Below are 26,144 nucleotides of genomic sequence, written 5' to 3'. Positions count from 1 at the left end.
GGGTAGTGCGCGCGATCAGCGCCGCTGCCGCGTCTTCGCGTCGAGATACGCGCGGTGGGCCGCTTCGACGCCGGTACGTTCGGACACCTGCGGCACCGCGACTTCCCACCACGCGCCGCCGTCGTCGGTCGTGCGACGGTGCGTGGTGTCGATCACGAGTACCTGGCTCGTTTTCGCCGCGCGGGCGCGCCGCATCTCGCTGCGCAGCTCGGCGACGTCGCGCACGTGCACCGCGTCGGCGCCCATCGCGCGCGCATGCATCGCGAAGTCGATCGTCGAGCGTGCGCCGCCTTCGGGCACGCAGTCATCGAGCATGTTGTTGAAGCTCGCGCCGCCGCAGTTCAGTTGCAGACGCTCGATGCAGCCGTAGCCGCGGTTGTCGAGGATCACGACGATGATCTTGCGGCCGAGCATCACCGAGGTCGCGAGCTCGGCGTTCAGCATCATGTACGAGCCGTCGCCGACGATCACGATCACCTCGCGCTCGGGCCGCGCGAGTTTCGCACCGAGCCCGCCCGCGACCTCGTAGCCCATGCACGAATACGCATAGTCCATGTGGTAGTTGCCCGGCACGCCGCTGCGCCACAGCTTGTGCAGTTCCGCCGGCAGCGTGCCGGCCGCGCAGACCACCAGATCGTCGCGCGCGCTGTCGCGGCCCGCGTCGGCCGCCGAGTCGCGTACCGCGCCGATCACCTCGGCGTCGTACGGCAGCGTGTCCTTCGGCACGCGCGTCGTCAGTTCCGCCACGCGCGCATTCCATGCGGCGGCCTGGTCGCGGTTCGCGGCGGTCCATGCGGGATCGGCCTGCCAGCCGGCCAGCGCGGCCGACAGCTGGCCGAGGCCGGTGCGTGCATCGGCGATCAGCTGCCGCCCGCGTTTCTTGCCCGCATCGAACGGCTGCACGTTCAGGCTCAGCAGCGTCGCCTGGCCGAACAGCGCATGCGAGCCGGTCGTGAAGTCCTGCAGCCGCGTGCCGACCGCCAGTACGACGTCGGCCTGCGCGGCCGCGCGGTTCGCGGCGGGCGAGCCCGTCACGCCGATCGCGCCGAGGTTGAGCGGATGATTCCACGCGAGGCTGCCCTTGCCGGCCTGCGATTCGGCCACCGGCACGCCGTGCGTATCGGCGAACGTGCGCAGCGCGTCCCACGCCTGGCTGTACAGCACGCCGCCGCCGGCGACGATCAGCGGCTTCTTCGCGGCCTTCAGCACGTCGAGCGCGTCGGCCAGCTCCAGCATGTCGGCCGGCGGGCGGCGCATGCGGATCAGCGGCGGCGCGAAGAAATCCTCGGGCCAGTCGTAGGCGAAGGTCTGCACGTCCTGCGGCAGCGCGAGGCACACGGGGCCGCACTGTGCGGGATCGGTCATCACCTGGATCGCGCGCGGCAGCGCGACGAGCAGCTGCTCGGGCGACGTGATGCGGTCGAAGTAGCGCGTGACGGGGCGGAAGCAGTCGTTCGCGCTGACGTCGCCCTGCTCGAAGTCCTCGACCTGCTGCAGCACCGGATCGGGCAGGCGCGACACGAATACGTCGCCGGGCAGCAGCAGCAGCGGCAGCCGGCCGACGTGCGCGAGCGCGGCCGAGGTCAGCATATTGGTTGCGCCGGGGCCGATGCTCGAGGTCGCGGCCATCATCCGCTGGCGGAAATTCGCCTTCGCGAACGCGATCGCCGCGTTCGCCATCCCTTGCTCGTTGTGCGCGCGGAACGTCGGCAGCCGATCCTTCTCGGCGTGCAGCGCCTCGCCGAGCCCGGCCACGTTGCCGTGGCCGAAGATCGCGAACACGCCGCCGCAGTACGGCAGGATCTCGGTGCGGCCGTCGGGCTGGACGACTTCGGCGCGCAGGGCGGCCAGGTAGCGCACGAGCGCCTGGCTGACGGTCAGTCTCACGGTAGCAGTCATCGTTGGTCGGTGAAGAGGAGTCGAATGGTCATCGCGGGGCAAGCTCAGGCCGCGGCGGCGCGGGCGGCATCGGCGCGGCGGCCGAGCCACGCATCCACCAGCCGCGCGAAATTGCCGGCGACTTCGTCGATCAGCGCCTGGTCGTCGATGCGGCCGGCGAGCCATTGCAGCGACGCGTCGGCCCACAGCGTGCGCCCGACCATGAAGCCCTTGACGATCGGGTTGGTCGCCGAGCGGAAGCTGTCGACCAGATATTGCAGCGGCTGGTTCAGCCCGAGGATCACCGCGCCGCGGCAGTAGCGGTCGCGTTCGTCGATCAGCGCGGCGAGCCGCGTCCAGCCGTCCGCGCTCATCGGCGCGAGCTTCCACCACTCGGGCATCACGCCGAGGTTGTAGAAGCGCGCGACGGTGCGCAGCACCGCGTCGTCCTCGGTGCCGGCGGGCGTGACCGCGCGCGGCGGGATGATTTCCAGCAGCAGCTCGTTGCCGCTGGCACGGGTGGCCTCCCACAGCTCCAGCACGCGCTGCTCCTGTTCGACGCGCAGCGCGACGTCGTCGTCGGGGTGGTAGTGGACCAGGCACTTCACGACCTGTTCGGTCGGCCAGTGCACGAGCGCCGAGCCGACCGAGCGCGTGTCGTCGAAGCGCAGCGGCCGCGAGCCCGGCAGCTCGACCGGCCGGCCGACCCACCAGCCGCGCCCGGTGGCCGACGCGAGCGCGTCGCTGCCGTATGCGCCGCCGTCGATCAGCACGCCGACATGACCTTCGATCCGGCGGTCGCGCTCGACCTGCTCGGCCGCGCGCACCAGCAGGCGCTTGAGCGTCTTGATGCGGGCCTCGTCCGCGCCGGCCTGGACCGCCAGCTCGTAGAACTGGCTGCGGTGGTCGAACGCCATCACGCACAGGTCGTTCCATGCGCGGCGCGGCACCGTCACGCGATGCAGGTGCGCGAGCGTGCGATCGGCGTCGACCTGCGGATTGCGGCTGCCGCCGAACCAGTGTTCGAGTTCGGCCGGCGTCGGCATCGCGGCCGAACAGGCGTGGCGCGACACGACGATCGCGCCGCACGCGTTCGCGATGCGCGTCGACTCGGCCCAGTCGCGGCCGCGCAGCAGGCCCGACAGCAGCCCGGACAGGAACGCGTCGCCGGCGCCGAGCACGTTGAGCACCTCGACGCGCTCGCCGGGGAAGGTCGGCGCGTCGTCGATGCGCGCGGGGATCTCGCGCTCGATCACGCAGCAGCCGAGCGCGCCGCGCTTGACGACCAGCACCGCGCTGCTCGCGCGGCGCACGGCTTCGAGCGACGCGATCAGGTCGTGCGGCACGCCGCCCGCGATCAGGAATTCCTCCTCGGTGCCGACCAGCAGGTCGAACTCGCCGAGCACCTGCTGCAGTTGCCGCGTGACCTGTGCGTCCGGCACATAGCGGTTCTCGCCCGCGCCGCGCGCGGTCAGCCCCCACAGCACGGGCCGGTAGTCGATATCGAGGATCCGCGCGACGCCGTGGCGGCGCGCGTAGCCGAGCGCGGTCAGCGACGCCTCGCGGGTGGCCGGCGTGGACAGGTGCGTGCCGGTGATCGCCAGCGCACGGCAGCCGGCGATGAAGTCTTCGCTGATCTCGTCGGCGCGCACGGCCATGTCCGCGCAGTTTTCGCGCACGAACAGCAGCGGGAAGGTGTCGCGGTCCTTCAGCCCGAGCAGCACCAGCGCGGTCAGGCGTTCCGGGTCGGTCTGCAGCTGGCTCGTGTCGCAGCCTTCGCGCGCCAGCGTGTCGCGCACGAAGCGGCCCATCTGCTCGTCGCCGACGCGCGAGATCATCGCGGTCCTGAGGCCGAGCCGCGCCACGCCGAACGCGACGTTGCCGGACGAGCCGCCGAGATACATCTGGAAGCTGCGCGCGTCCTCCAGCGGGCTGCCGTACTGCTGCGCATAAAGGTCCACGGCCACGCGGCCGAGGCAGGCGAGATCGATGGGGCGGTCGCTCGGAAAGTTCAGGCTCATGTTCACGTGTCACGCTCGCGGCCGGCGATCGGCCATGCCGGCAGATTAGGGGACCGACCGGCCGGGCGGCGGCTGCGCGTCGATGCTGCACGACGCGAAGCGGCCTGCCGCCGGGAATCGGGCTACGGACGCAGTCTAGACTTTTTGGAAATCCAGTTCCCTAGGTGAAATCACGTAGAAATAAATTTCCAAATTCTCGGCGAAGTGATCTACAGTTCCATCCGGATGCTTCAGTCCGTATCGGACTCGATCGGACTCGGCCCGGCGGCGTGCAACGCGCCGCTTCCCGCCCCCCGGAGATGAGGAGACAGATCGATCATGAAGACCAAGCTGATTGCCGTCGCGGCCGCCGCGATCCTGGCGACGCCGCTCGCGCATGCCGAGAAGATCGGCGTGACGATGGCGTCGTTCGACGACACGTTCCTGACCATCCTGCGCAACAGCATCGCCGACGCAGCGAAGAAGGACGGCGCGACCGTGCAGATCGAGGACGGCGGCAACGATGTCGGCAAGCAGTTGAGCCAGGTTCAGAACATGATCGCGCAGAAGGTCGACGCGATCATCGTGAATGCGGTCGACACCGACGCGACGCCGAAGATCACGAAGATGGTGACCGCCGCGAAGATTCCGCTCGTCTACGTGAACCGCAAGCCGGTCGATTTCGACAAACTGCCGCCCGGCGTCGCGGTCGTCGCGTCCGACGAGAAGCAGTCGGGCACGCTGCAGATGCGCAACGTGTGCAAGCTGCTCGGCGGCAAGGGCGACATCCTGGTGCTGATGGGCGAGCTGTCCAACGAATCGGCGCGCGCGCGCACCAAGGACATCGAGGACGTGATCGCGACCAAGGACTGCTCGGGCATCAAGGTCGTCGACAAGCGCGAAGGCAAGTGGAGCCGCACGCAGGGCCAGGACATCACGATGAACTGGCTGAGCTCCGGGACGAAGTTCGACGCGATCGTGTCGAACAACGACGAAATGGCGATCGGCGCGATCAATGCGCTGAAGGCCGCGCGCAAGTGGACGCCGAAGACCATCGTCGCCGGCATCGACGCGACGCCGGACGGGCTCGCGTCGATGAAGAGCGGCGACCTGAAGGTGACGGTGTTCCAGAATGCGGCCGGCCAGGGCCAGCAGGCCGTCGCCGCGGCGCTCAAGCTCGCGAAGAAGCAGCCGGTCGACCGTTACGTGAACGTGCCGTTCGAGCTCGTGACGCCCGACAACATGAACCAGTACGCGAAGCACTGACCGGCTGGCCCGCTGAATGGCGCGGGCCCGGCATGCCGGGCTCGCCCGCGACTTTCGAGGAACGTTGATGTTTACAGCGAGGATGGCGCGTCCGATGGCCAGCGAGGAGGCCCCGGCCGCTTCGTTCGTTTCACCTGCTTCGTCCGCTTCCGACTGCCTGCTCGAGGTGCGCGGGGTCGGCAAGTCGTTTCCCGGCGTGGTCGCGCTCGACGGCGTGCAGTTCCGCGTGCGGCGCGGCACCGTCCATGCGCTGATGGGCGAGAACGGTGCCGGCAAGTCGACGCTGATGAAGATCATCGCGGGCGTCTATACGCCCGACCGGGGCGAGATCCTGATCAACGGCGAGACGGTCGTGCTGAACGGCCCGCTCGACGCGCTCGACCGCGGTATCGCGATGATCCATCAGGAACTGAACCTGATGCCGTACATGACGGTCGCGGAGAACATCTGGATTCGCCGCGAGCCGAAGAACCGCTTCGGCCTGATCGACCATGCCGAGCTGCGGCGCCGCACCGCGGCGCTGTTCGAGCGGCTGTCGATCGACATCGATCCCGACGCCGACGTGCGCACGCTGACGGTCGCGAGCCGCCAGATGGTCGAGATCGCGAAGGCCGTGTCGTTCGACTCGGACGTGCTGATCATGGACGAGCCGACGTCGGCGCTGACCGACAAGGAAGTCACGCATCTGTTCCGGATCATTCGCCAACTGCGCGAGCAGGGCAAGGGCATCGTCTACATCACGCACAAGATGAACGAGCTGTTCGAGATCGCCGACGAGTTCTCGGTGTTCCGCGACGGCAAGTACATCGGCACGCACGCATCGACCGACGTCACGCGCGACGACATCATCCGCATGATGGTCGGGCGCGAGATCACGCAGATGTTCCCGAAGGAAGACGTGCCGATCGGCGACGTCGTGCTGTCGGTGCGCGACCTCGCCGTCGACGGCGTGTTTCGCGACGTCAGCTTCGAGCTGCGCGCAGGCGAGATTCTCGGCGTCGCGGGGCTGGTCGGCTCGGGACGCTCGAATGTCGCGGAGGCGCTGTTCGGCGTCGTGCCGGCCACCTCGGGCGAGATCCGGATCGACGGCAAGCCGGTGCGGATCGCGACGCCCGCGCAGGCGATGAAGCACGGGATGGCGTTCCTGACCGAGGATCGCAAGGACACCGGCTGCTTCCTGAATCTCGACCTGCTCGCGAACATGGAAGCGGCCGTGCTGCACAACCGCTACGTGAAGTTCAACTTCGTGCGGCAGGCGCAGTTGAAGCGCGACTGCGAGGAAATGAGCCGGACGCTGCGCGTGAAGGCGCCCGGGCTGCACGAGCCGATCCAGAACCTGTCGGGCGGCAACCAGCAGAAGGTGCTGATCGGCCGGTGGCTGCTCACGCAGCCGCGGATCCTGATCCTCGACGAGCCGACCCGCGGCATCGATGTCGGCGCGAAGGCGGAGATTCACCGGCTCGTCAGCGCGCTGGCGGCCAAGGGCGTCGCGGTGCTGATGATCTCGTCGGAGATGCCGGAAGTGCTCGGCATGAGCGACCGGATCATGGTGATGCACGAAGGGCGCATGACCGGCATCGTCGAACGCAAGGATGCCGACCAGGTTCGCATCATGGACCTGGCATCGCGCTGAGCCGAAACAAGCATGGGAGACAACTGAAATGGGCAACCTGAATCCGGTCGCGGACGCGCAGACCATGACGATCAAGGCGCGGCACGCGAAGTGGCCGCCCGAGCTGAGCATCTTTCTCGTGCTGGTGGGCATCAGCCTGTTCTTCGAAGCGATCGGCTGGATCGTGGTCGGCCAGAGCTTCCTGTTCAACGCGGAGCGGCTCGAGATCATCGTGCTGCAGATGGCGGTGATCGGCATCATCGCGGTCGGCGTGAACCTCGTGATCATCACCAGCGGGATCGACCTGTCGTCGGGCTCGGTCGTCGCGGCGGCGGCCGTCGTGTCGGCCAGCCTCGCGCAGGTGTCCGACTTCCCGCGCGCGGTGTTCCCGCACCTGACCGACCTGCCGGTGATCTGGCCGGTGCTGGCCGGCGTATGCGTGGGGCTGCTGGTCGGCCTGCTGAACGGCTCGCTGATCGCGCTGACCGGCATCCCGCCGTTCATCGCGACGCTCGGCACGATGGTCGCCGCGCGCGGCTTCGCGAAATGGTTCACCAACGGGATGCCGGTGTCGATGCTGACCGACCAGTTCGCGGCGATCGGCGCCGGCGCGAATCCGGTGCTGATCTTTCTCGTCGTGGCGGCGATCTTCCACGTCGTGCTGCGCTATACGCGCTTCGGCAAGTACACGTATGCGATCGGCGCGAACCGGCATGCGGCCGTCGTGTCGGGCATCAACGTGACGCGCCATCTGATCTTCGTGTATGCGATCGCGGGCCTGCTGAGCGGGATCGCCGGCACCGTGACGGCTGCGCGCGCGATCTCCGGCCAGTCGGGGATGGGCGTGATGTACGAGCTCGACGCGATCGCGGCGGTCGTGATCGGCGGCACTTCGCTGTCGGGCGGCCTCGGGCGAGTGACGGGCACCGTGATCGGCGTGCTGATCCTCGGCGTGATGACGTCGGGCTTCACGTTCATCCGCATCGACGCGTACTACCAGGAGATGGTCAAGGGCGCGATCATCGTCGCGGCCGTGATCGCCGACCAGTATCGCAACAAGAAGACGCGTCGCTGAGCGTCGAGCTCGCGGGCCGGCCGCACGGATGCCGCGCGGCCGATTTCGGATTCACCGGGAACCTTCGATGAAGATTGCGCTGGACCCCTACATGATTCGCCACCTGCCGCTCGACCGGCTGCCGCACGCGGTCGCCGAGCTCGGCTACGACCAGATCGAGCTGTCGCCGCGCAGCGACTTTCTCGACTGGTGGGTGATGCCGCGCGCGACGCGCGAGCGGATGGCCGCGTTCCGGCAGGCGCTGCGCGCGAGCGGCGTCGGCCTCGCGTCGCTGCAGCCGATGTATCGCTGGGCGAGCCCGTTCGAGGACGAGCGGCAATGGGCGGTGCGCTGCTGGAAGAAGGCGATCGAGGTCGCGATCGAGATGGAGTGCGCGCTGATGGTGTCGGAGTTCGGGCGCGGCGCGTCGCCCGAGCGCTCGGTCGGCGAGCGGCCGGGCGCGAACCCGAAGGAAATGTGCGAGGCCGCGTGGTTCCGCTCGATGGACGAGCTGCTGCCGATCCTCGAGCGCGAACGCATCGTGCTGTCGGTCGAGCCGCATCCGGAGGACTGGATCGAGCAGCTGCAGCCCGCGATCGACATCGTCACGAACCTCGGCTCGCCGGCGCTGAAGCTGTCGTACATCGCGCCGCACACCTTCTACTACGGCGACGACATGGCCGCGATGATCGCGCAGGCCGCGCCGATCCTCGCGCATGTGCGGGTGGCCGATACCTTCGATCACCGCAAGAGCAGCCAGCTGCGCTACATCGTGAACCCGCCCGGCTCGAACCAGATCCGCGTGCACCAGCACCTCGACATCGGGCAGGGCGAGATCGACTGGGACGTGTTCTTCCGCGCGCTCGGCGACGCCGGCTTCGACGGCGTGATGTCGTCGTGCGTGTTCGCCTGGGAGGACCGTGCCGACGCGTCGTCGCGCTACATGCGCGAGACGATCGGGCGCTACGTGGATCGCCATTTCCAGCGCACGGCGCGCTGAAGCCGACTCGTCGACGCGGCGCGCGCCGCGTCGTGAATGCATTGACCGACTGGAGACCCTGATGACCTTGCAAATCGGCGTGATCGGCTGCGGCGCGATCGGCCAGGACCATATTCGCAGGCTGACCCGCACGCTGTCCGGCGCGCGCGTGGTGGCCGTCAACGACATCGATCCGCAGCAGGCGCGCGACGCGGTGACGCAATACGGGCTCGACGCCGAGATCTACGGCGACGGCCACGACGTGATCGCGGCCGCCGACGTGCAGGCCGTGCTCGTCACGTCGTGGGGGCCGACCCACGAAGCGTTCGTGCTCGACGCGATCGCGCACGGCAAGCCGGTGTTCTGCGAGAAGCCGCTCGCGGTGACCGCCGAGGGCTGCATGCGCATCGTCGAAGCGGAGCTCGCGCACGGCAGGCGGCTCGTGCAGGTCGGCTTCATGCGTCCGTACGACGAAGGCTATCGTGCGCTCAAGCGCGTGATCGACAGCGGCGAGATCGGTGCGCCGCTGATGCTGCATTGCGCGCACCGCAACCAGTCGGTCGGCGAGCGCTACACGACCGACATGGCGATCACCGACACGCTGATCCACGAACTCGACGTGCTGCGCTGGCTGCTCGGCGAGGACTACGTGAGCGCGCAGGTCGTCTACCCGAGGAAGACGCGCCACGCATGCGCGCATCTCGCCGATCCGCAGATCGTGCTGCTCGAGACCGCGAGCGGCGTGCGCATCGACGTCGAGATCTTCGTGAACTGCCAGTACGGCTACGACATCCAGTGCGAGGTGGTCGGCGAGCAGGGCATCGCGAAGCTGCCCGATCCGCCGGCCGTCGGGCTCAAGCATGCGGCGCGGCAGTCGGTCGAGATCATGACCGACTGGAAGGCGCGTTTCATCGCGTCGTACGACGTCGAGCTGCAGGCGTTCGTCGACGGCGTGCGACAGGGCGTGCTGACCGGGCCGTCGGCGTGGGACGGCTATGCGGCGGCGGTCGCGGCCGACGCATGCGTGCGCGCGCAGCGCAGCGGTGCGGTGGAGCCGATCGCGATGGCCGAGCGTCCCGCGTTCTATCGCGGCTGACACCCGAGGAATCCTGCCGGACAGACCGACATGACGATGAAGATAGGTTGCGCGCCGTGCTGCTGGGGCGTCGACGACGTGAAGAACCCGCATCTGCCGCCGTGGCGGCGCGTGCTTGCCGAGGCCGCGCAGGCCGGCTACTCGGGCATCGAGCTCGGGCCCTACGGCTACATCCCGCTCGAACTCGACGTGGTGAGCGCCGAGCTCGAACGGCAGCGCCTGAGCATTACGGCCGGCACGATCTTCGACGATCTCGTATCGCCGGAGAACCTGCCGAACCTGCTGCGCCAGACGCGCGACATCTGCGCGCTGATCACGCGGCTGCCGAAGCTGCCGACGCAGCCCGGGCAGCGTTACGCGGCGCCGTACCTGGTCGTGATGGACTGGGGCCATGAAGAACGCGACTACGCGGCCGGCCACGGCGATCGCGCCCCGCGGCTGCCGGAGCAAGGCCGGGTCGCGATGGTCGACCACATCCGGCAGATCGCGACGCTCGCGCGCGACGCGTTCGGCGTGCGCGCGGTGATCCATCCGCACGCGGGCGGCTACATCGAGTTCGCGGACGAGATCGACCGCATCGTCGCCGACATTCCGGCCGACACGGCCGGCCTGTGTCTCGACACGGGCCACCTGTACTACTCGGGCATGGACCCCGAGACGTGGCTGCGCCGCCATGCGGCGCGGCTCGACTACGTGCATTTCAAGGATATCGACGCGGCCGTGTACGACGCGGTGATGGGCGAGCACATCGCGTTCTTCGCGGCCTGCGCGCGCGGCGTGATGTGCCCGATCGGGCAGGGCGTGCTCGACTACCGGTCGATCAGGCAGGCGCTCGACGACATCGGTTATGCCGGCTATATCACGATCGAACAGGAACGCGATCCGCGCAATGCGGGCACCAGCCTGCGGGACGTCGCGGCAAGCCGCGCGTTTCTCGCATCGGCCGGTTTCGCTTGAAGCTCTGAATACGGACAAGGAACGACACAATCATGATCGACGGACAGATTCTGCTGGGCCATTCGATTCCGTGGGGCATGGTCGGCGGCGGCCTCGGCAGCCAGATCGGCTACAGCCACCGCTCGGCCGCGCTGCGCGACGGCAGCTTCCGGCTGGTGGCGGGCGCCTTCGACATCGATCCCGAACGCGGCCGCCGGTTCGGCGTGAAGCTCGGCGTCGACGGCGAGCGCTGCTATCCGGATTACCAGACGATGTTCGATGCCGAGGCGCGGCGCGAGGACGGCATCCGCGCGGTGTCGATCGCGACGCCGAACAACACGCACTTCGAGATCTGCCGCGCCGCGCTGAATGCGGGGCTGCACGTCGTGTGCGAGAAGCCGCTGTGCTTCACGACGCAGGAGGCCGAGGCGCTGCAGCGGCTGTCGGTCGAGAACAACCGCATCGTCGGCGTCGCGTACGGCTACTCGGGCCACCAGATGATCGAGCAGGCGCGCGAGATGATCGCGCGCGGCGATCTCGGCGAGATCCGCATCGTGCAGATGCAGTTCGCGCACGGCTTTCACAGCGACGGCGTCGAGGCCGCGAGCGCGGCCGCGCGCTGGCGCGTCGATCCGAAGTTCGCGGGGCCGAGCTATGTGCTCGGCGACATCGGCACGCATCCGTTGTACATCTCCGAAGTGATGGCGCCTGCGCTGAAGATCAAACGGCTGATGTGCTCGCGGCAGAGTTTCGTGAAGAGCCGCGCGCCGCTCGAGGACAACGCGTTCACGATCATGGAGTACGACACGGGCGCGATCGGCTACGTGTGGTCGAGCGCGGTGAACGCGGGCTCGATGCACGGCCAGAAGGTGAGGGTGATCGGCTCGAAGGCGAGCGTCGAATGGTGGGACGAGCATCCGAACCAGCTGCGCTACGAAGTGCAGGGGCAGCCCGCGCAGGTGCTCGACCGCGGGATGCCGTACCTGCATCCGCACGCGTTGCGCGAAGACCGCATCGGCGCCGGGCATCCGGAAGGGTTGTTCGAGGCGTGGTCGAACCTGTATGCGCGCTTCGCGGCCGCGATGGATGCGGCCGATCGCGGCGACACCGCGGCGTTGCAGGGCATCCGCTTTCCGGACGTCCATGCGGGCGTCGAAGGCGTGCGCTGGGTCGAGAACTGCGTGCGCTCGGCCGACGCGGGCGGCGTGTGGGTCGACTATCGCTGAGCGCGGCCGTGCCGCCGTGCCCCGGCCCTGCGCGCGGGTCCGGCATCGGCGATCTTTACGGCGTCGCCCGCGCGGCGGAAAATCGTTTCCGGCCACTGTCGTGGAGCGAGTGCAGGTGATGATCGAGCGCATGGGAGCGACGGCGCGGCGCGGGCCGCGCCGCAAACGTGATTAAATTCGCCCTTCATGCATGTATCCAGCCGAGTCCCGGCCCGCGCCCGTCCGTATCGCGCGAAGACCGGGGCCGTCAACTTCGCGCTATCCGATGAGTCCATCCGAGAAACCTCCCGCCACCGTCGAGCAGTTCCTGCAGCGCCTGACGCAGGAGTACGACGGCCTCAGCAATCGTCTGAAGGTCATCGCGCGCCACGTCGAAACGCATCGCGACCAGCTCGGCCTGGAAGGCATCCAGTCGCTCGCCGAGGCGTGCGGCGTCCAGCCGTCGGCGGTCGTGCGCTTCGCGAAGCATTTCGGCTTCTCGGGCTTCTCCGAGATGCAGCGCGTGTTTCGCGACGGGCTCGCGCAGCAGATCGCGCCCGGGCGCGCGTACAGCCTGCGGCTGCGCGACGTGATCGAATCGGGCTCGTCGAGCCTGCAGCCCGAGCAGATCGCCGACGAATTCATCAAGGGCAGCATTGCCGGGATGCAGCAGTTGCGGCAGACGCTCGACGCGCAGGCGCTCGCACAGGCCGTCGACCTGCTGGCCGACACGCAGGCGATCTGGATTGCCGGTTCGCGCCGCGCGTTTCCGATCGCCGTGTATCTCGACTATGCGCTGCAGCACACCGACAAGCGCATCGGCCTGTTCAGCGCGCTCGGCAGCATGCATCTCGGTCAGATCCGCTCGGTGCGGCAGGGCGACGTGATGATCGTGATCTCGTTCATGCCGTATGCGGAGGAGACGGTAGAGGTCGCGCAGCAGGCCGTGCAGCGCGGCGCGCGGCTGATCGCGATCACCGACAGCCGGATGAGCCCGCTCGCGCGGGAGGCCGAGGTGACGCTGATGGTGCAGGACAGCGAGACGTTCGGCTTTCGCGCGCTGACGGCGACGATGGGCCTTGCGCAGAGCCTGTTCGTCGCGCTCGCGTACCGGCTCGAACTGTCCTATCTGCCGACCGCCGACGGCACGAAGGCGGCCGGCTGACGCCCGCCGGGCCGGCGGGCGCGCCGCGTTACTTGGCGGTCGGCATCGCGACGTTACTTGGCGGTCGGCATCGCGAATTCGGCGCCCTTGCCGATGCTCGACGACCAGCGCTGCATCACCGACTTCTGGCGCGTATAGAAGCGCACGCCTTCCTCGCCGTACGCGTGCATGTCGCCGAACAGGCTCTTCTTCCAGCCGCCGAAGCCGTGCCATGCCATCGGCACCGGAATCGGCACGTTGATGCCGACCATCCCGACCTGGATGCGCCGCGCGAACTCGCGCGCGATGCCGCCGTCGCTCGTGAAGCACGATACGCCGTTGCCGAATTCGTGCGCGTTGATCAGGTCGACCGCCGCGCCGAAGTCCTTCACGCGCACGCAGCCGAGCACCGGGCCGAAGATCTCTTCCCGGTAGATCCGCATGTCGGGCGTCACGTGATCGAACAGCGTGCCGCCGGTGAAGAAGCCGTGTTCATGGCCGGGCACCTTCAGGCCGCGGCCGTCGACCACGAGCTGCGCGCCTTCGCTCACGCCCTGTTCGATATAGCCCTCGATGCGCTTCAGCGCTTCGCCGGTGACGATCGGGCCCATCTCGACTTCGGGCGACATTCCGTCGCCGATCACGAGCTTGCGTGCGCGCTCGGCGAGCGCCGGCACGATCTTGTCGGCCACGTCGCCGACCAGCACCGCGACGCTGATTGCCATGCAGCGTTCGCCGGCCGACCCGTACGCAGCGCCGATCAGCGCGTCTACCGCCTGGTCGAGATTCGCGTCGGGCATCACGACCAGATGGTTCTTCGCGCCGCCGAGCGCCTGCACGCGCTTGCCCGACTGCACCGCGCGCTGCTGCACGTAGGCCGCGATCGGCGTCGAGCCGACGAAGCTGACCGCCTGCACGTCCGGATGGTCGAGCAGCGCGTCGACCGCGCCCTTGTCGCCCTGCACGACGTTGAACACGCCGGCGGGCAGGCCGGCCTGCGTGAGCAGGTCCGCGATGAACAGCGCCGCCGACGGGTCGCGCTCGCTCGGCTTCAGCACGAAGGTGTTGCCCGTCGCGATCGCGACCGGGAACATCCAGCACGGCACCATGCACGGGAAGTTGAACGGCGTGATGCCGGCGACGACGCCGAGCGGCTGGCGCATCGTCCAGTTGTCGATGCCGGTGCTGACCTGGTCGGTGAAATCGCCCTTCAGCAGTTGCGGCACGCCGCATGCGAACTCGATGATGTCGATGCCGCGCGCGACTTCGCCCTGCGCGTCGGAGAACACCTTGCCGTGCTCGGCGGTGATGATCGCCGCGAGCGTGTCGCGGTGCTCGTTCATCAGCTGCAGGAACCGGTGCAGCACGCGCGCGCGGCGGATCGGCGGCGTCGCGGCCCACTCCGGGAACGCCGCATTGGCCGACGCGACGGCGCGCTGCACCTCGCTGTCGTCGGCCAGCGCGACGCGGCGCACCGCGTGGCCGAGCGCCGGGTTGAAGACGTCCTGAAAGCGGCCGCTGCGGCCGGGAACGGCGACGCCGTCGACATAGTGGCCGACGTCGGCGTCGGACGTGAACGCGGGAACCGGATTCATCGTGTCTCCTGGGATCGGGGTGGAAAGCCCCAGTCTAGGGAATCGCCTGCACGTGGAGAAGGCCGCGCAGCTTGATTCACTGTTCAGAATTCTGAATAATCGGCGGATGAATCAGCAAAATGTCCAGGCGCTCTGGCCGCATATCCATTCGCTGACGGTGCTGGCCGCAGCCGGCAGCTTCACGGCCGCCGCGCAGCGGCTCGGGATCAGCAAGGCCGCGATGAGCCAGCGCATCGCCGATCTCGAAAAGGCGGCCGGCGTGCCGCTCGTGCGCCGCACGACGCGCAGCGTGCGGCTCACCGATGCGGGCCAGACGCTGGTCGACAGCACGCGCGACGCGTTCGAGTCGATCGGTCAGCATTTCGCGCGCGTGAAGGATCTGGCGGGCGAGCCGCGCGGGCTGCTGCGCGTGACCGCGCCGGTCGCGCTCGGGCGCCAGCAGATCGTCCCGCAGCTGCCCGATTTCCTGCGGCGCCATCCGGGCGTGCAGATCGAACTCGACCTGTCGGACCGGCTGCATTCGCTGACGCAGGAGGGCTTCGACCTCGCGATCCGCCATGCGACGACCGCGCCGCAGACGCATGTCGCATGGAAGCTGTGCGACACGCGCTCGCTGCTCGTCGCGAGCCGCGACTATCTCGACGCGCGCGGCGCGCCGCGGCACCCGAACGAGCTCGTCGATCACAGCTGCCTGTGCTATCTGCGCGACAACGAGCCGGCCGCGTGGAGCTTCGAGCCGCACGGCCGGCGGCGCGAACGCGTGAGCGTGCCGGTGCGCGGCAGCTTCGCGGCAAACAACAGCGAAGCGATGCGCGAGGCCGCGCTCGGCGGCCTCGGCATTGCGCTGCTGCCCGATTTCAGCGCGCAGCGCGATCTCGACGCCGGGCGGCTGGTCGCGCTGCTCGACGGCTGGCGGCCGTCCGGCGCGTTCGGCGACCACATCTTCGCGATCCGCCCGTACAGCGCGGTCGTGCCGAGCGCGGTGCGCGCGCTGGTGCGCCATCTGCGCGAACGGCTCGCCGGCGGCTTTTCGCGCGCATGACGGCCGCGCGCGGGTGCGCCGGGCCGCCGGTTGCGCCGGCAGACGCAGCGGCGCTGCGGTAAAATCGCAGCTTCCTCCCGCGCCCGCGTGGCGCGCCATTCGAAGGTCGACAGCCGATGCAGATTCACAAGGAAGTGGACGCCCGCGGGCTCAATTGCCCGTTGCCCATCCTGCGCGCGAAGAAAGCGCTCGCCGATATGGAAAGCGGGCAGATCCTCAAGGTGCTTGCGACCGATCCGGGTTCGCAGCGCGACTTCGCCGCATTCGCGAAGCAGACGGGTAACGAGATCGTCGAATCGACGACACAGGACAAGACCTTCGTGTTCCTGATGCGCCGCCGCTGACGGCCCGCATCACGCGTCACGCCGCGACCGCGCCGGGCGCGTGCGGGCCCGCCGGCCGGGCCGTGCGTCTCTGACAATTCTTAAACCTCGCCGGACCGACGGCTGCGTATACTGAGCCGGCCGGTCGTCCGCGTGACGGATGCGCCGGCCACGGTGCGTCCGCGAGGCGGGCACGGGGGCCATGCCTGACGCTACCGTCGTACAAACGGGGAGAGGACATGTCCTTCAGACCAGGGACCATTCGACGTCCGTCCGCAATGGAATGCATCGCGCCCGCGCGCGCGCCGGCCTCGAGCCGTGTCGAGCTCGACCCGCAGCAGGATCGCCATGCGCGTGCCGCGCTGGAAGCCTACGCGGATTCGGCCGCGGCCGAGATGCCGTGGCTCGCCGAATGGCTCGGCGAGCGCCTGCAGGACGCCGCGCAGGGCGACGAGCCACCGACGCACTGCGGCGCGACCGTCGAGCGCGTGTTCGACCTCGCGCACGCATGGGCGGCGAGCCGGCCCGACTATGCGGCCGCGGCGTGGGAGCACGTGCGCGACCAGTTGCAGCAGATGCTCGGGCAGCGCACGCCAGTCGACGATTTCATCTAGCCGACAGCCGGCGCCGCGGTTGTTCGCGACGCCCGTCATTGCGCGACGGGAAGGATTATTCGAAGAATGGACCGTAGTCCGCGCAATTGATTGGCGAATTTCATACTACTATGCTGAAATCGCTGGTTCGTCCGCGCCCCGTTTTTGAGATATCTCGCCGGGGCCTCCGTGCCGCATGTGTCGCGCGGCGGCGAACGACGGCTCGCCGAGCCGGTATCGAAGTCGCGCAGGCGCTGCATGCGGCGGGGTGAGAGCGGGGAGCTCAACTGGACGAATCGCTTTCGATTTGCGGGGTGCTATGAGAATTGCTGTACTGGATGACGATCCGGCCCAGACGGATTTCGTCAGTCAAACGCTGACGGCCGCCGGCCACACGTGCTATGCGTTCAAGGAAGGCAAGGCCCTGAAGAAGCGTCTGCAGCGCGAGACCTTCGATCTGCTGGTGCTCGACTGGAACGTGCCCGACATGTCCGGCGAGGAAGTGCTGAAGTGGGTGCGCGCCAATCAGACCGAGCACAGCCTGCCGATCATCTTCATGACGAGCCGCGACGACGAGGCGGGGATCACGCAGATCCTCAACGCCGGCGCCGACGACTACGTGGTCAAGCCCGTGTCGGGCCCGATCCTGCGCGCGCGCATCGGCTCGCTGCTGCGCCGCGCGTATCCGGTCAACGCCGAGGCGACGGTGCGCGAATTCGACCAGTTCCGCTTCGACGTGAACCTGAAGCAGGCGTACGTCGGCGACAAGGCCGTGAGTCTCACGCAGAAGGAATTCGAGCTCGCGCTGCTGCTGTTCCAGCACCTCGACCGGCCGCTGTCGCGCGCACACATTCTCGATCTCGTGTGGAAGCAGGCGACCGACATCCCGTCGCGCACGATGGACACGCATATCTCGATGCTGCGCACCAAGCTCGGCCTGCGGCCGGAAAACGGCTACCGCCTTGCGCCGATCTACGGCTACGGCTATCGGCTCGAGCGGGTCGGCCAGGGAGAACCGGAGTGAGCGCCGGAATCGCGCCGCGCGCGCGTCTGCGCGCCGCCGGCCTGCGCGCGGCCTGCGCGGTCGCGATCGCGCTGGCGGCCCAGCTGGCCGCGGCGAAGCCGTCCGCCGCCGCGGACAAGACGGTCGTCTACCGCACCCGCGCGGGCGATACGCTGTACGACGTCGCCGCGCGCTACCTGCAGGGCCCCGACGACTGGCAACTGCTGCAGCAGTTGAACCACGTGCCGGAGCCGCGGCATCTGCAGCCCGGCATCGCGCTGAAGCTGCCGTTCGCGCGCCTGCGCAAGGAGCGGCTGAGCGCGCGCGTGGTCGCGGTGCAGGGCACCGCCGAGCGCGGCGCCGGCGGTGCTTACACACCGCTTGCGGCCGATTCGACGCTCACCGAAGGCGATCGCGTGCGCACCGGCGCGAACGGCTTCGTGACGCTCGAACTCGCCGACGGCACGCACATGAGCCTGCCGCCCGACAGCCAGCTCGACCTGAAGACGCTGCGCCGCACCGTGCTGACCGGCACGCTCGATCGCGAGTTCGAGCTGACCCGCGGGGCGGTCGACAGCGAAGTCACGCATCTGAAAAAGCGCGACGACCGCTTCCAGATCCGCTCGCCGTCGGTCGTCGCGGGCGTGCGCGGCACGCGTTTTCGCGTCAACTACGACGCGGCCGGCAACGCGACGACGCGCGTCGAGGTGCTCGACGGCACGGTCGGCGTCGCGGACAACCGGCGCCCGGCCGGCCCGACGCTCGTGCACGCGAACTTCGGCAGCGTCGCGACCTCGTCCGGCGCGGTCGGCGCGCCCGTCGAGCTGCTGGCGGCGCCGGCGCTCACGCATCCCGACAAGGTGCAGGACGAGCCGGAGGTCGCGTTCGACCTCGCGCCGCTCGCGCAGGCGCATGCGTATCACGTGGAGCTCGCGCACGACGCAGGGATGCTCGACCTGTTCCGCGAAATGCGCACCGACGCGCCGCACGCGGTCTTCCGCGACGTGCCGAACGGGACCTACTTCGTGCGGATCGCCGCGATCGACGGCAACGGCCTCGAAGGCGTGCCGCGCATCTACGCGTTCGAACGGCGCCTGATGGGGCTCGACGCGACCGCCGCGCCGAGCGCGGAGGGCTACGTGTTCCGCTGGTCGCCGAACGGCGCGGGCGAGCATGCGCGCTACCGGTTCGTGCTGTCGCGCTCGAAGGATCTGAGCGCGCCGGTCGTCGACCAGGTCGCGCTGCAGTCGCGCCAGATCACCGTCGCGCACCTGCCGCCGGGCGATTATTTCTGGGCGGTGACCGTCGAGGAGTTCGAAGGCGGCAAGTTCTACGAGAAGACGAGTCCGGTTGGCGCGTTTACGTTGTCGCGCTGATCCGCGGCGCATGAAACCCGATTCCGTTTCCCCGCGCCGGCGCCTCGGGCGCCGCTTCCTGATCGAGTGGATCGCGATCGGCTGCCTCGGGGTCGCGGTGATTCTCGCGTGCGCGCTCGGCCGCGTGTCGTCGAGCGTCGACGGGCTGATCTACGATCGGCTGCTGATGCTGCGCAGCCTGCCGCTGTCGCCCGACGTCGTCGTCGTCGACATCGACAACCAGAGCGTGTCGGCGCTCGGCCGCTGGCCGTGGCCGCGCGACGTGCATGCGCGGCTGCTCGATACGCTCGCGCGCGCGCAGCCGGCCGCCGTCGTCTACGACGTGCTGTTTACCGAACCTTCGTCGGAAGATCGCACGTTCGCGGACGCGATGGCCCGCGTGCCGACCTTCCTGCCCGTGCTGCTGAGTCCCGAGCAGCCGGACGGCTCGCGCACGGTCGACCCGCCGGTGGCGGCGCTCGCGGCGCGCGCGATGGGGCTCGGCCATATCAATCTCGAAGTCGATCCCGACGGCATCGTGCGCAGCGTCGCGCTGTTCGAGAGCGACGGCCGCACCCGCTGGCCGCAGCTGATGGTGCCCGTGTACCGCGCGATCTCGGCCGGCAAGCTGCATCCGGCCGGCGGCGCGCCCGGCCCGCACGCGCACGACCTGTCGCGCGACGCGGCCGGCGAGGGCCGCTACCTGATCCCGTTCAGCCGCAATACGCCCGCGTATCCGACGCTGTCGTTCGACGACGTGCTCGAAGGGCGCGTGAAGCCCGATGCGCTGCGCGGCAAGATCGTCGTGGTCGGCGTGACCGCGTCGGGCCTCTACGACCGCTTCGCGACGCCGGTGTCCGGCGACTTCGGCCCGCTCGCCGGCGTGTACATCCATGCGAGCGTGCTCGACATGCTGGCGACCGGCACCGCGATCTCGCCCGCATCGCGCACCGGGCTGTTCGTCGCGTCGCTGCTGCCGCTCGCGGTGCTGCTCGGCGGCTTCCTGATGCTGTCGCCATGGCGCTCGCTGCTGCTGACGCTGAGCCTGGCCGCGCTCGCCGTCGTCGCGAGCATGGCGCTGCTGTTCGAGACGCGCATCTGGCTGTCGCCCGCGCCCGCGATCTTCGGGCTGGTCGCCGTCTATCCGATCTGGAACTGGCGGCGCCTCGAGATGACGATGTCGTATCTGCGGCGCGAGCTGCAGCGGCTCGCCGACGAACCGCACCTGCTGCCCGAGGCGCCGCGCACGCGCAGCGTCGGCGGCGACGTGCTCGAGCGGCAGATGGCGCTGATGGCGCAGGCCGCGCAGCGCGTGCAGGACATGAAGCGCTTCGTGTGGGACAGTCTCGACAGCATGCCCGAGCCGATCTTCGTCACCGACCTGGCCGGCACCGTGCTGATCGCGAATCATGCGGCCAAGCGCTACGGGTCGCGGCTCGCGCTGCCGCTGCCGGAAGGGCGGCCGTTGCGCGCGGCGCTCGGCGAGCTGACCTTCGTGAAGACCGTCGACGGCAATGCCGAGCATGACGTCGCGATCCGCGACCACTGGCCGGCCGCGCTCGACCCGACGATCGGCGCCGAGCACGACGCGATGGCGCGCGGCATCGAGGTGCGCGATCGCGACGGTCTCGACCATCTGCTACGCTACGCGCCATGCACGAACGCGCAGGGCCGCGTGACGGGCTGGATCGCCGGTCTCGTCGACGTGACCGAGCTGCATGCGGCCGAGCGGCAGCGCGAGGAAGCGCTGCACCTGCTGTCGCACGACATGCGCTCGCCGCAGTCGTCGATCCTTGCGCTGGTCGAGATCGAGCGCGACCGCGTGGAAACCGATACGATGCGCGCGCTGCTCGCGCGCATCGAGCGCTATGCGCATCGCGCGCTGTCGCTGGCCGACGAGTTCGTGCAGCTCGCGCGCGCGGAGTCGCAGGCGTACCAGCTCGAGACGACGAGCCTCGTCGACGTGCTGATCGACGCCAGCGACGAGGTGTGGCCGCAGGCGCAGGCGAAGCGCATCCGCATCGACACCGACGTCGGCACGGACATGTGCTGGGTGCGCGCGGACCGCTCGTTGATTACGCGCGCGTTCGTGAACCTGCTGAACAACGCGGTCAAATATAGTCCGTCCGACACGACGATCGCGTGTACGCTGACGGTGGAGCACGCATCGAAACGGATGTTCTGCACGGTTCGCGATCAGGGGTACGGCATTGCGCCGGAAGATCAGCGGCATCTGTTCGAGCGTTTCAAGCGATTCCATGCCGGCGAGCGGCCCGAGATTTCGGGCTCCGGACTCGGCATGGCATTCGTGAAGACGGTCGTCACGCGCCACGGCGGCAGCGTGTCGGTCGACAGCGAAGTGGGCGTCGGCACCGCGGTGACGGTGTCGCTGCCCGCGATCGACGAGCCGTCCGCCTGACAGGGCCGGGCACGACGGCAGCATTGGGGGAAGTCATGAGAAAGGAATGGGCGGCGACCGCGCTGGCGGCTTCGCTGTTGACGGGCTGTGCCGGCGTCACGACCGGCGTGAGCGCGCTCGGCCAGCCGGGCGCATTCGCCGCGGGCGCGCACGGCTACGACGTCGTGCGCACGGCCGCGCAGGCCGACGACGCCGAATACCGGCAGATCGAAACGCTGGTGCGCGACGAGCTCGCGCGCCACGGCTTCGATGCGCAGTCGTCGAAGGACGCGCGCTACCGGCTGACGATCGCATACGCGACGCAGCCGGCCCGGGTCGCGGCAACGGCCGAGCAGTGCGGCGGCGCGAGCAGCGCATGCGTGACGGTCGACGGGCCGGCGCCGCTCGCATTGCCGTTCGCGGGCACCGTGTATCGCCACGTGCTGACGCTGCGTTTCGTCGATGCGAAATCGGGCGCCGACGTCTATCGCGTGTCCGCCGCGTTGCGCGATCGCGAGCCGGGCGCACAGCAGGCCGCGCCAGCGCTCGTGAAGAGTGCGCTCGCGAAGCTGCCGTTCGACGCCGGGCAGGGCTGGCTCGTCGAGACGAAAAAAGACGACGCGGGCGCAATGCCGGGCGTCGTCTCGGTGAAGCCGGCCGCGGCGCACTGACGCGCGCGGCCTGTCAGGTGAGGGCCGGGCCCACCGCGGGCCGGCCCTGGCCGCACGTTCAGGCGGCCGGGTGCGCGCCGTCGCGCGTGCGCAGATACGTGTCGAAGTCCGCGCCGACTTCCGGATGGCGCAGCGCGAATTCGACCGTCGCCTTCAGGTAGCCGAGCTTGCTGCCGCAGTCGTAGCGCGTGCCCTGGTACTTGTAGGCCAGCACCTGCTCGTCGGCGAGCAGCGCCTGGATCGCGTCGGTGAGTTGCAGTTCGCCGCCGGCGCCCGGCTTCAGCGCGCGCAGGTGATCGAAGATCCGCGGCTTCAGCACGTAGCGGCCGACCACGCCGAGGTTCGTCGGCGCGACTTCCGGCGCCGGCTTCTCGACGATCGCCGACATCTTGATGATCGATTCTTCCCACTCCTTGCCGTCGACGATGCCGTACGACTTCGTCTCCGACGGCGGGATCTCTTCGACGCCGATCACCGAGCTGTGATAGTGGTCGAACACGTCGACCATCTGCTTCATCACGGGCGGGTTGCCGTCGAGCAGGTCGTCCGCGAGGATCACCGCGAACGGGTTGTCCGCGACCAGCTTTTCGGCGCACAGCACCGCGTGGCCGAGGCCGAGCGCTTCCGGCTGGCGCACGTAGAAGCAGTCGACGTGGCTCGGCTTGATGCTGCGCACGAGCTCGAGCAGCTTTTCCTTGCCGCGCGCCTCGAGTTCGGCCTCGATCTCGTACGACTTGTCGAAGTGATCCTCGATCGCGCGCTTGCTGCGCCCGGTCACGAAGATCATCTCGGTGATGCCCGCTGCAATGGCTTCCTCGACTGCGTACTGGATCAGCGGCTTGTCGACGACAGGCAGCATTTCCTTCGGGCTCGCCTTCGTTGCCGGCAGGAACCGCGTGCCCAGACCGGCCACGGGGAATACCGCCTTGGTGACTTTCAACATGATCGAACCTTTATTGATGTAATCGACTTGTCAGCTGTCTATGTTCACGTTCGCATTATAGTGAACGCAAACAGCCTTACCGTTTGTTACGCAGGCAACCGATCGCGCTGCGCGCACAGTTTTTCCAGCGTGCTCTGGAATTCGGCGACGCGCTTCTGCTCCTGCTCGACCACGGCGGGCGGCGCTTTCGCGACGAACGCCTCGTTGCCGAGCTTCGCGTTGCACTTCGCGATCTCGCCGGTCAGGCGCGCAATTTCCTTCGACAGGCGCTCGCGCTCGGCCGCGACGTCGATCTCGACCTTCAGCACCAGCTTGTTCGGGCCGACGATCGCGATCGGCGCGCCCTGCGCCTCCTTGTCGAGCGCGGCTTCGTCCGCGAGGATCTGGACCTCCGACAGGCGCGCGAGCGCCTGCACGTACGGCGCGAACGCGCGCAGGCGCTCGGCGTCGCCGGCCGCGAGCAGCGGCACCCGGGTCGCCGGCGACAGGTTCATCTCGCCGCGCAGGTTGCGGCACGCGTCGACGATCGACTTCAGGTCGGCGGCCCACTGTTCGGACGCTTCGTCGATCTTGTCCGGCGCGGCGAGCGGGTAGGCCTGCGTCATCAGCGACGCTTCGCCCTCGGCCTTGCCCTGCGGATAGCGGCCCGCGAGCGGCGCCACCTTCTGCCACAGCGCTTCGGTGATGAACGGGATCACCGGGTGCGCGAGACGCAGCACCGTCTCCAGCACGCGCAGCAGCGTGCGGCGCGTCGCGCGCTGCTGCTCGGGCGTGCCGTTCTGGATCTGCACCTTCGCGAGTTCGAGGTACCAGTCGCAGTACTCGTCCCACACGAACTTGTAGATGCTGCTCGCGATGTTGTCGAAGCGGTAGTCGGCGAAGCCCTTCGCGATGTCGGCTTCGGTACGCTGCAGCAGCGACACGATCCAGCGGTCGGCCGCCGAGAAGTCGAGATAGCCGCCGGGGCCGCAGTCGCCCGCGCCGCAGGCTTCCGGCTTGTCGAGCCCGCAGTCGTGGCCTTCGCAGTTCATCAGCACGAAGCGCGTCGCGTTCCACAGCTTGTTGCAGAAGTTGCGATAGCCTTCGCAGCGCGCGAGGTCGAAGTTCACGTTGCGGCCGAGCGTCGCCATCGACGCCATCGTGAAGCGCAGCGCATCGGTGCCGAATGCCGGGATGCCGTCCGGGAATTCCTTGCGCGTCTTCTTCTCGATCGTCGCGGCCTGCTTCGGGTTCATCAGGCCCGTGGTGCGCTTCGCGACCAGCGTCTCGAGGTCGATGCCGTCGACGATGTCGATCGGGTCGAGCGTGTTGCCCTTGCTCTTTGACATCTTCTGGCCTTCCGCATCGCGCACGAGGCCGTGCACGTACACGGTGTGGAACGGCACCTTGCCCGTGAAGTGCGTGGTCATCATCACCATCCGCGCGACCCAGAAGAAGATGATGTCGAAACCGGTGACCAGCACCGACGACGGCAGGAAGTGCTGCAGCTCGGGCGTCTCGTTCGGCCAGCCGAGCGCCGAGAACGGCACCAGCGCCGACGAGAACCACGTGTCGAGCACGTCCTCGTCGCGCTTGAGCGCGCCCGTATAGCCTTGCGCGGCGGCCTTGGCGCGCGCGTCCTCCTCGCTGCGCGCGACGAACACCTCGCCGTTCTCGCCGTACCATGCCGGGATCTGGTGGCCCCACCAGAGCTGGCGCGAGATGCACCAGTCCTGGATGTTCTCGAGCCACTGGTAGTAGGTGGTCGTCCAGTTTTCCGGCACGAACTTGATCTGGCCGTCGCGCACCACGTCGAGCGACACCTCGGTGATCGACTTGCCCGGATGGAACGTGCCTTCCGGCGCCGGCTTCGTCATCGCGACGAACCACTGGTCGGTCAGCATCGGCTCGATCACGACGCCGGTGCGGTCGCCGCGCGGCACCATCAGCTTGTGCGGCTTCACGGACTCGAGGAAGCCGAGCGCGTCGAGATCGGCGACGATCGCCTTGCGCGCGTCGAAGCGGTCGAGGCCGCGATACTGCTCGGGGCCGTTGTCGTTGATCTTCGCGTCGAGCGTCAGGATCTCGATCGGCGCGAGCTGGTGGCGCAGGCCGACCTGGTAGTCGTTGAAGTCGTGCGCGGGCGTGACCTTCACGACGCCCGTGCCGAATTCGCGGTCGACGTAGTCGTCGGCGATCACCGGGATCTCGCGGCCGGTCAGCGGCAGCGTGACGCGTTTGCCGATCAGGTGCGCGTAGCGCTCGTCTTCCGGGTGGACCATCAGCGCGACGTCGCCGAGCATCGTCTCGGGGCGCGTGGTCGCGACCGTCAGCGAACCGGAGCCGTCGACGAGCGGATAGCGGATGTGCCACAGATGGCCGTTTTCCTCTTCGCTCGCGACCTCGAGATCCGACACGGCGGTGAGCAGCACCGGATCCCAGTTGACGAGGCGCTTGCCGCGGTAGATCAGGCCCTGTTCGTAGAGCGCGACGAACACGTCGCGCACGGCGGCCGACATCTTGTCGTCCATCGTGAAATATTCGCGCGACCAGTCGGTCGACGCGCCGAGACGGCGCACCTGGCCGGTGATCGTCGAGCCCGACTGCTGCTTCCATTCCCACACGCGCTCGACGAATTTCTCGCGGCCGAGATCGTGGCGCGACACGCCGTTCGCGTCGAGCTGGCGTTCGACCACGATCTGCGTGGCGATCCCCGCGTGGTCGGTGCCGGGCACCCACAGCGTGTTCTCGCCGAGCATCCGGTGATAGCGCGCGAGGCCGTCCATGATCGTCTGGTTGAACGCGTGCCCCATATGCAGCGTGCCCGTGACGTTCGGCGGCGGCAACTGGATCGCGAAATCGGGGCGACCCGGCTCGAAGGCGGGGGCGGCATAGCCGCGTTTTTCCCACTCCGGCCCCCATTGGGACTCGATGGTGTGGGGCTCGAAACTCTTCGCAAGCGTGTTGTCGCTCATGGTTGGAAATCTGCCGAAAAATGCGTGAATTGGATGCCGAATCTGACAATTATAAATGGATGCACATCGGGCCACCATCGCCCGCGCCGCGCGCGGC

At 68.6% G+C, this 26,144-nt stretch carries 20 protein-coding genes; 15 read left to right on the top strand and 5 right to left on the bottom strand.

The window, feature by feature from the left end:
- Window positions 1–15: 15 nt before the first annotated feature.
- Complete coding sequence (iolD, locus tag BST28156_RS27125; protein ID WP_174903821.1) at window positions 16–1,899, bottom strand: 3D-(3,5/4)-trihydroxycyclohexane-1,2-dione acylhydrolase (decyclizing); 1,884 nt, start codon at window positions 1,897–1,899, stop codon at window positions 16–18.
- A gap of 44 nt (window positions 1,900–1,943) precedes the next feature.
- Entirely contained in the window at window positions 1,944–3,899 is a 1,956-nt protein-coding gene (locus tag BST28156_RS27120; RefSeq protein ID WP_174903820.1) for a bifunctional 5-dehydro-2-deoxygluconokinase/5-dehydro-2-deoxyphosphogluconate aldolase, read from the bottom strand.
- 318 nt (window positions 3,900–4,217) lie between these two features.
- Between BST28156_RS27120 and BST28156_RS27115 the strand changes: the two genes are divergently transcribed.
- From BST28156_RS27115 to BST28156_RS27080, 8 genes are all read left to right on the top strand, one after another.
- A complete protein-coding gene (locus tag BST28156_RS27115) occupies window positions 4,218–5,144 on the top strand; it encodes a sugar ABC transporter substrate-binding protein (RefSeq protein ID WP_060298388.1) in 927 nt (308 codons plus the stop codon).
- Window positions 5,145–5,211: 67 nt separating this feature from the next.
- Complete coding sequence (locus tag BST28156_RS27110; RefSeq protein WP_060242098.1) at window positions 5,212–6,777, top strand: sugar ABC transporter ATP-binding protein; 1,566 nt, start codon at window positions 5,212–5,214, stop codon at window positions 6,775–6,777.
- A gap of 28 nt (window positions 6,778–6,805) precedes the next feature.
- Window positions 6,806–7,831 (top strand): ABC transporter permease, encoded by a 1,026-nt coding sequence (locus tag BST28156_RS27105; RefSeq protein WP_060242101.1) that lies wholly within the window; start codon window positions 6,806–6,808, stop codon window positions 7,829–7,831.
- Between the two features lie 67 nt (window positions 7,832–7,898).
- On the top strand, window positions 7,899–8,810 hold the full coding sequence (locus tag BST28156_RS27100) for a sugar phosphate isomerase/epimerase family protein (RefSeq protein WP_059600875.1): 912 nt from the start codon (window positions 7,899–7,901) through the stop codon (window positions 8,808–8,810).
- A gap of 61 nt (window positions 8,811–8,871) precedes the next feature.
- Window positions 8,872–9,885, top strand: a complete 1,014-nt coding sequence (iolG, locus tag BST28156_RS27095) for a bifunctional inositol 2-dehydrogenase/D-chiro-inositol 1-dehydrogenase (protein WP_174903819.1) — start codon at window positions 8,872–8,874, stop codon at window positions 9,883–9,885.
- Window positions 9,886–9,915: 30 nt separating this feature from the next.
- Window positions 9,916–10,842 (top strand): TIM barrel protein, encoded by a 927-nt coding sequence (locus BST28156_RS27090; protein ID WP_174903818.1) that lies wholly within the window; start codon window positions 9,916–9,918, stop codon window positions 10,840–10,842.
- 32 nt (window positions 10,843–10,874) lie between these two features.
- Entirely contained in the window at window positions 10,875–12,047 is a 1,173-nt protein-coding gene (locus BST28156_RS27085; RefSeq protein ID WP_174903817.1) for a Gfo/Idh/MocA family protein, read from the top strand.
- 265 nt (window positions 12,048–12,312) lie between these two features.
- Window positions 12,313–13,191 carry a MurR/RpiR family transcriptional regulator gene (locus BST28156_RS27080; protein WP_060242112.1) on the top strand — a complete coding sequence of 293 codons (879 nt, stop codon included), beginning with the start codon at window positions 12,313–12,315 and terminating at the stop codon, window positions 13,189–13,191.
- Window positions 13,192–13,244: 53 nt separating this feature from the next.
- On the opposite strand, the gene BST28156_RS27075 is transcribed toward BST28156_RS27080, so the two are convergent.
- A complete protein-coding gene (locus BST28156_RS27075; RefSeq protein WP_174903816.1) occupies window positions 13,245–14,765 on the bottom strand; it encodes a CoA-acylating methylmalonate-semialdehyde dehydrogenase in 1,521 nt (506 codons plus the stop codon).
- Between the two features lie 106 nt (window positions 14,766–14,871).
- Between BST28156_RS27075 and BST28156_RS27070 the strand changes: the two genes are divergently transcribed.
- The 7 genes from BST28156_RS27070 to BST28156_RS27040 all read left to right on the top strand — a co-directional run bounded on the left by BST28156_RS27070 (window position 14,872) and on the right by BST28156_RS27040 (window position 22,150).
- Window positions 14,872–15,807 (top strand): LysR family transcriptional regulator, encoded by a 936-nt coding sequence (locus tag BST28156_RS27070; RefSeq protein WP_060242116.1) that lies wholly within the window; start codon window positions 14,872–14,874, stop codon window positions 15,805–15,807.
- Between the two features lie 116 nt (window positions 15,808–15,923).
- Entirely contained in the window at window positions 15,924–16,151 is a 228-nt protein-coding gene (locus BST28156_RS27065) for a sulfurtransferase TusA family protein (RefSeq protein ID WP_006402122.1), read from the top strand.
- A 218-nt stretch (window positions 16,152–16,369) separates the two neighbouring features.
- A complete protein-coding gene (locus tag BST28156_RS27060; protein WP_174903815.1) occupies window positions 16,370–16,744 on the top strand; it encodes a hypothetical protein in 375 nt (124 codons plus the stop codon).
- Window positions 16,745–17,042: 298 nt separating this feature from the next.
- Window positions 17,043–17,747 carry a response regulator transcription factor gene (locus BST28156_RS27055; protein WP_006402120.1) on the top strand — a complete coding sequence of 235 codons (705 nt, stop codon included), beginning with the start codon at window positions 17,043–17,045 and terminating at the stop codon, window positions 17,745–17,747.
- Window positions 17,748–17,755: 8 nt separating this feature from the next.
- The gene (locus BST28156_RS27050; protein WP_437341304.1) at window positions 17,756–19,102 is read left to right on the top strand and encodes a FecR family protein; all 1,347 of its coding nucleotides are present in this window, start codon (window positions 17,756–17,758) and stop codon (window positions 19,100–19,102) included.
- Between the two features lie 10 nt (window positions 19,103–19,112).
- Complete coding sequence (locus tag BST28156_RS27045) at window positions 19,113–21,500, top strand: CHASE2 domain-containing protein (RefSeq protein ID WP_060242122.1); 2,388 nt, start codon at window positions 19,113–19,115, stop codon at window positions 21,498–21,500.
- Between the two features lie 35 nt (window positions 21,501–21,535).
- Window positions 21,536–22,150: a DUF4136 domain-containing protein gene (locus tag BST28156_RS27040; RefSeq protein WP_060242124.1), complete on the top strand. Its 615-nt coding sequence runs from the start codon at window positions 21,536–21,538 to the stop codon at window positions 22,148–22,150.
- Window positions 22,151–22,208: 58 nt separating this feature from the next.
- Here the strand turns inward: BST28156_RS27040 and galU are convergent, their stop codons facing one another.
- Both galU and BST28156_RS27030 read right to left on the bottom strand, forming a co-directional pair.
- Window positions 22,209–23,093 carry a UTP--glucose-1-phosphate uridylyltransferase GalU gene (galU, locus tag BST28156_RS27035; RefSeq protein WP_040127217.1) on the bottom strand — a complete coding sequence of 295 codons (885 nt, stop codon included), beginning with the start codon at window positions 23,091–23,093 and terminating at the stop codon, window positions 22,209–22,211.
- An 86-nt stretch (window positions 23,094–23,179) separates the two neighbouring features.
- Complete coding sequence (locus tag BST28156_RS27030) at window positions 23,180–26,047, bottom strand: valine--tRNA ligase (protein ID WP_060242126.1); 2,868 nt, start codon at window positions 26,045–26,047, stop codon at window positions 23,180–23,182.
- Between the last annotated feature and the right edge of the window lie 97 nt (window positions 26,048–26,144).

The organism is Burkholderia pseudomultivorans (genome assembly GCF_902499075.1).
Lineage (GTDB): Bacteria > Pseudomonadota > Gammaproteobacteria > Burkholderiales > Burkholderiaceae > Burkholderia > Burkholderia pseudomultivorans.
Note: the sequence above shows the minus strand (reverse complement) of the source record. Positions and strands in the feature narration are given on the sequence as shown.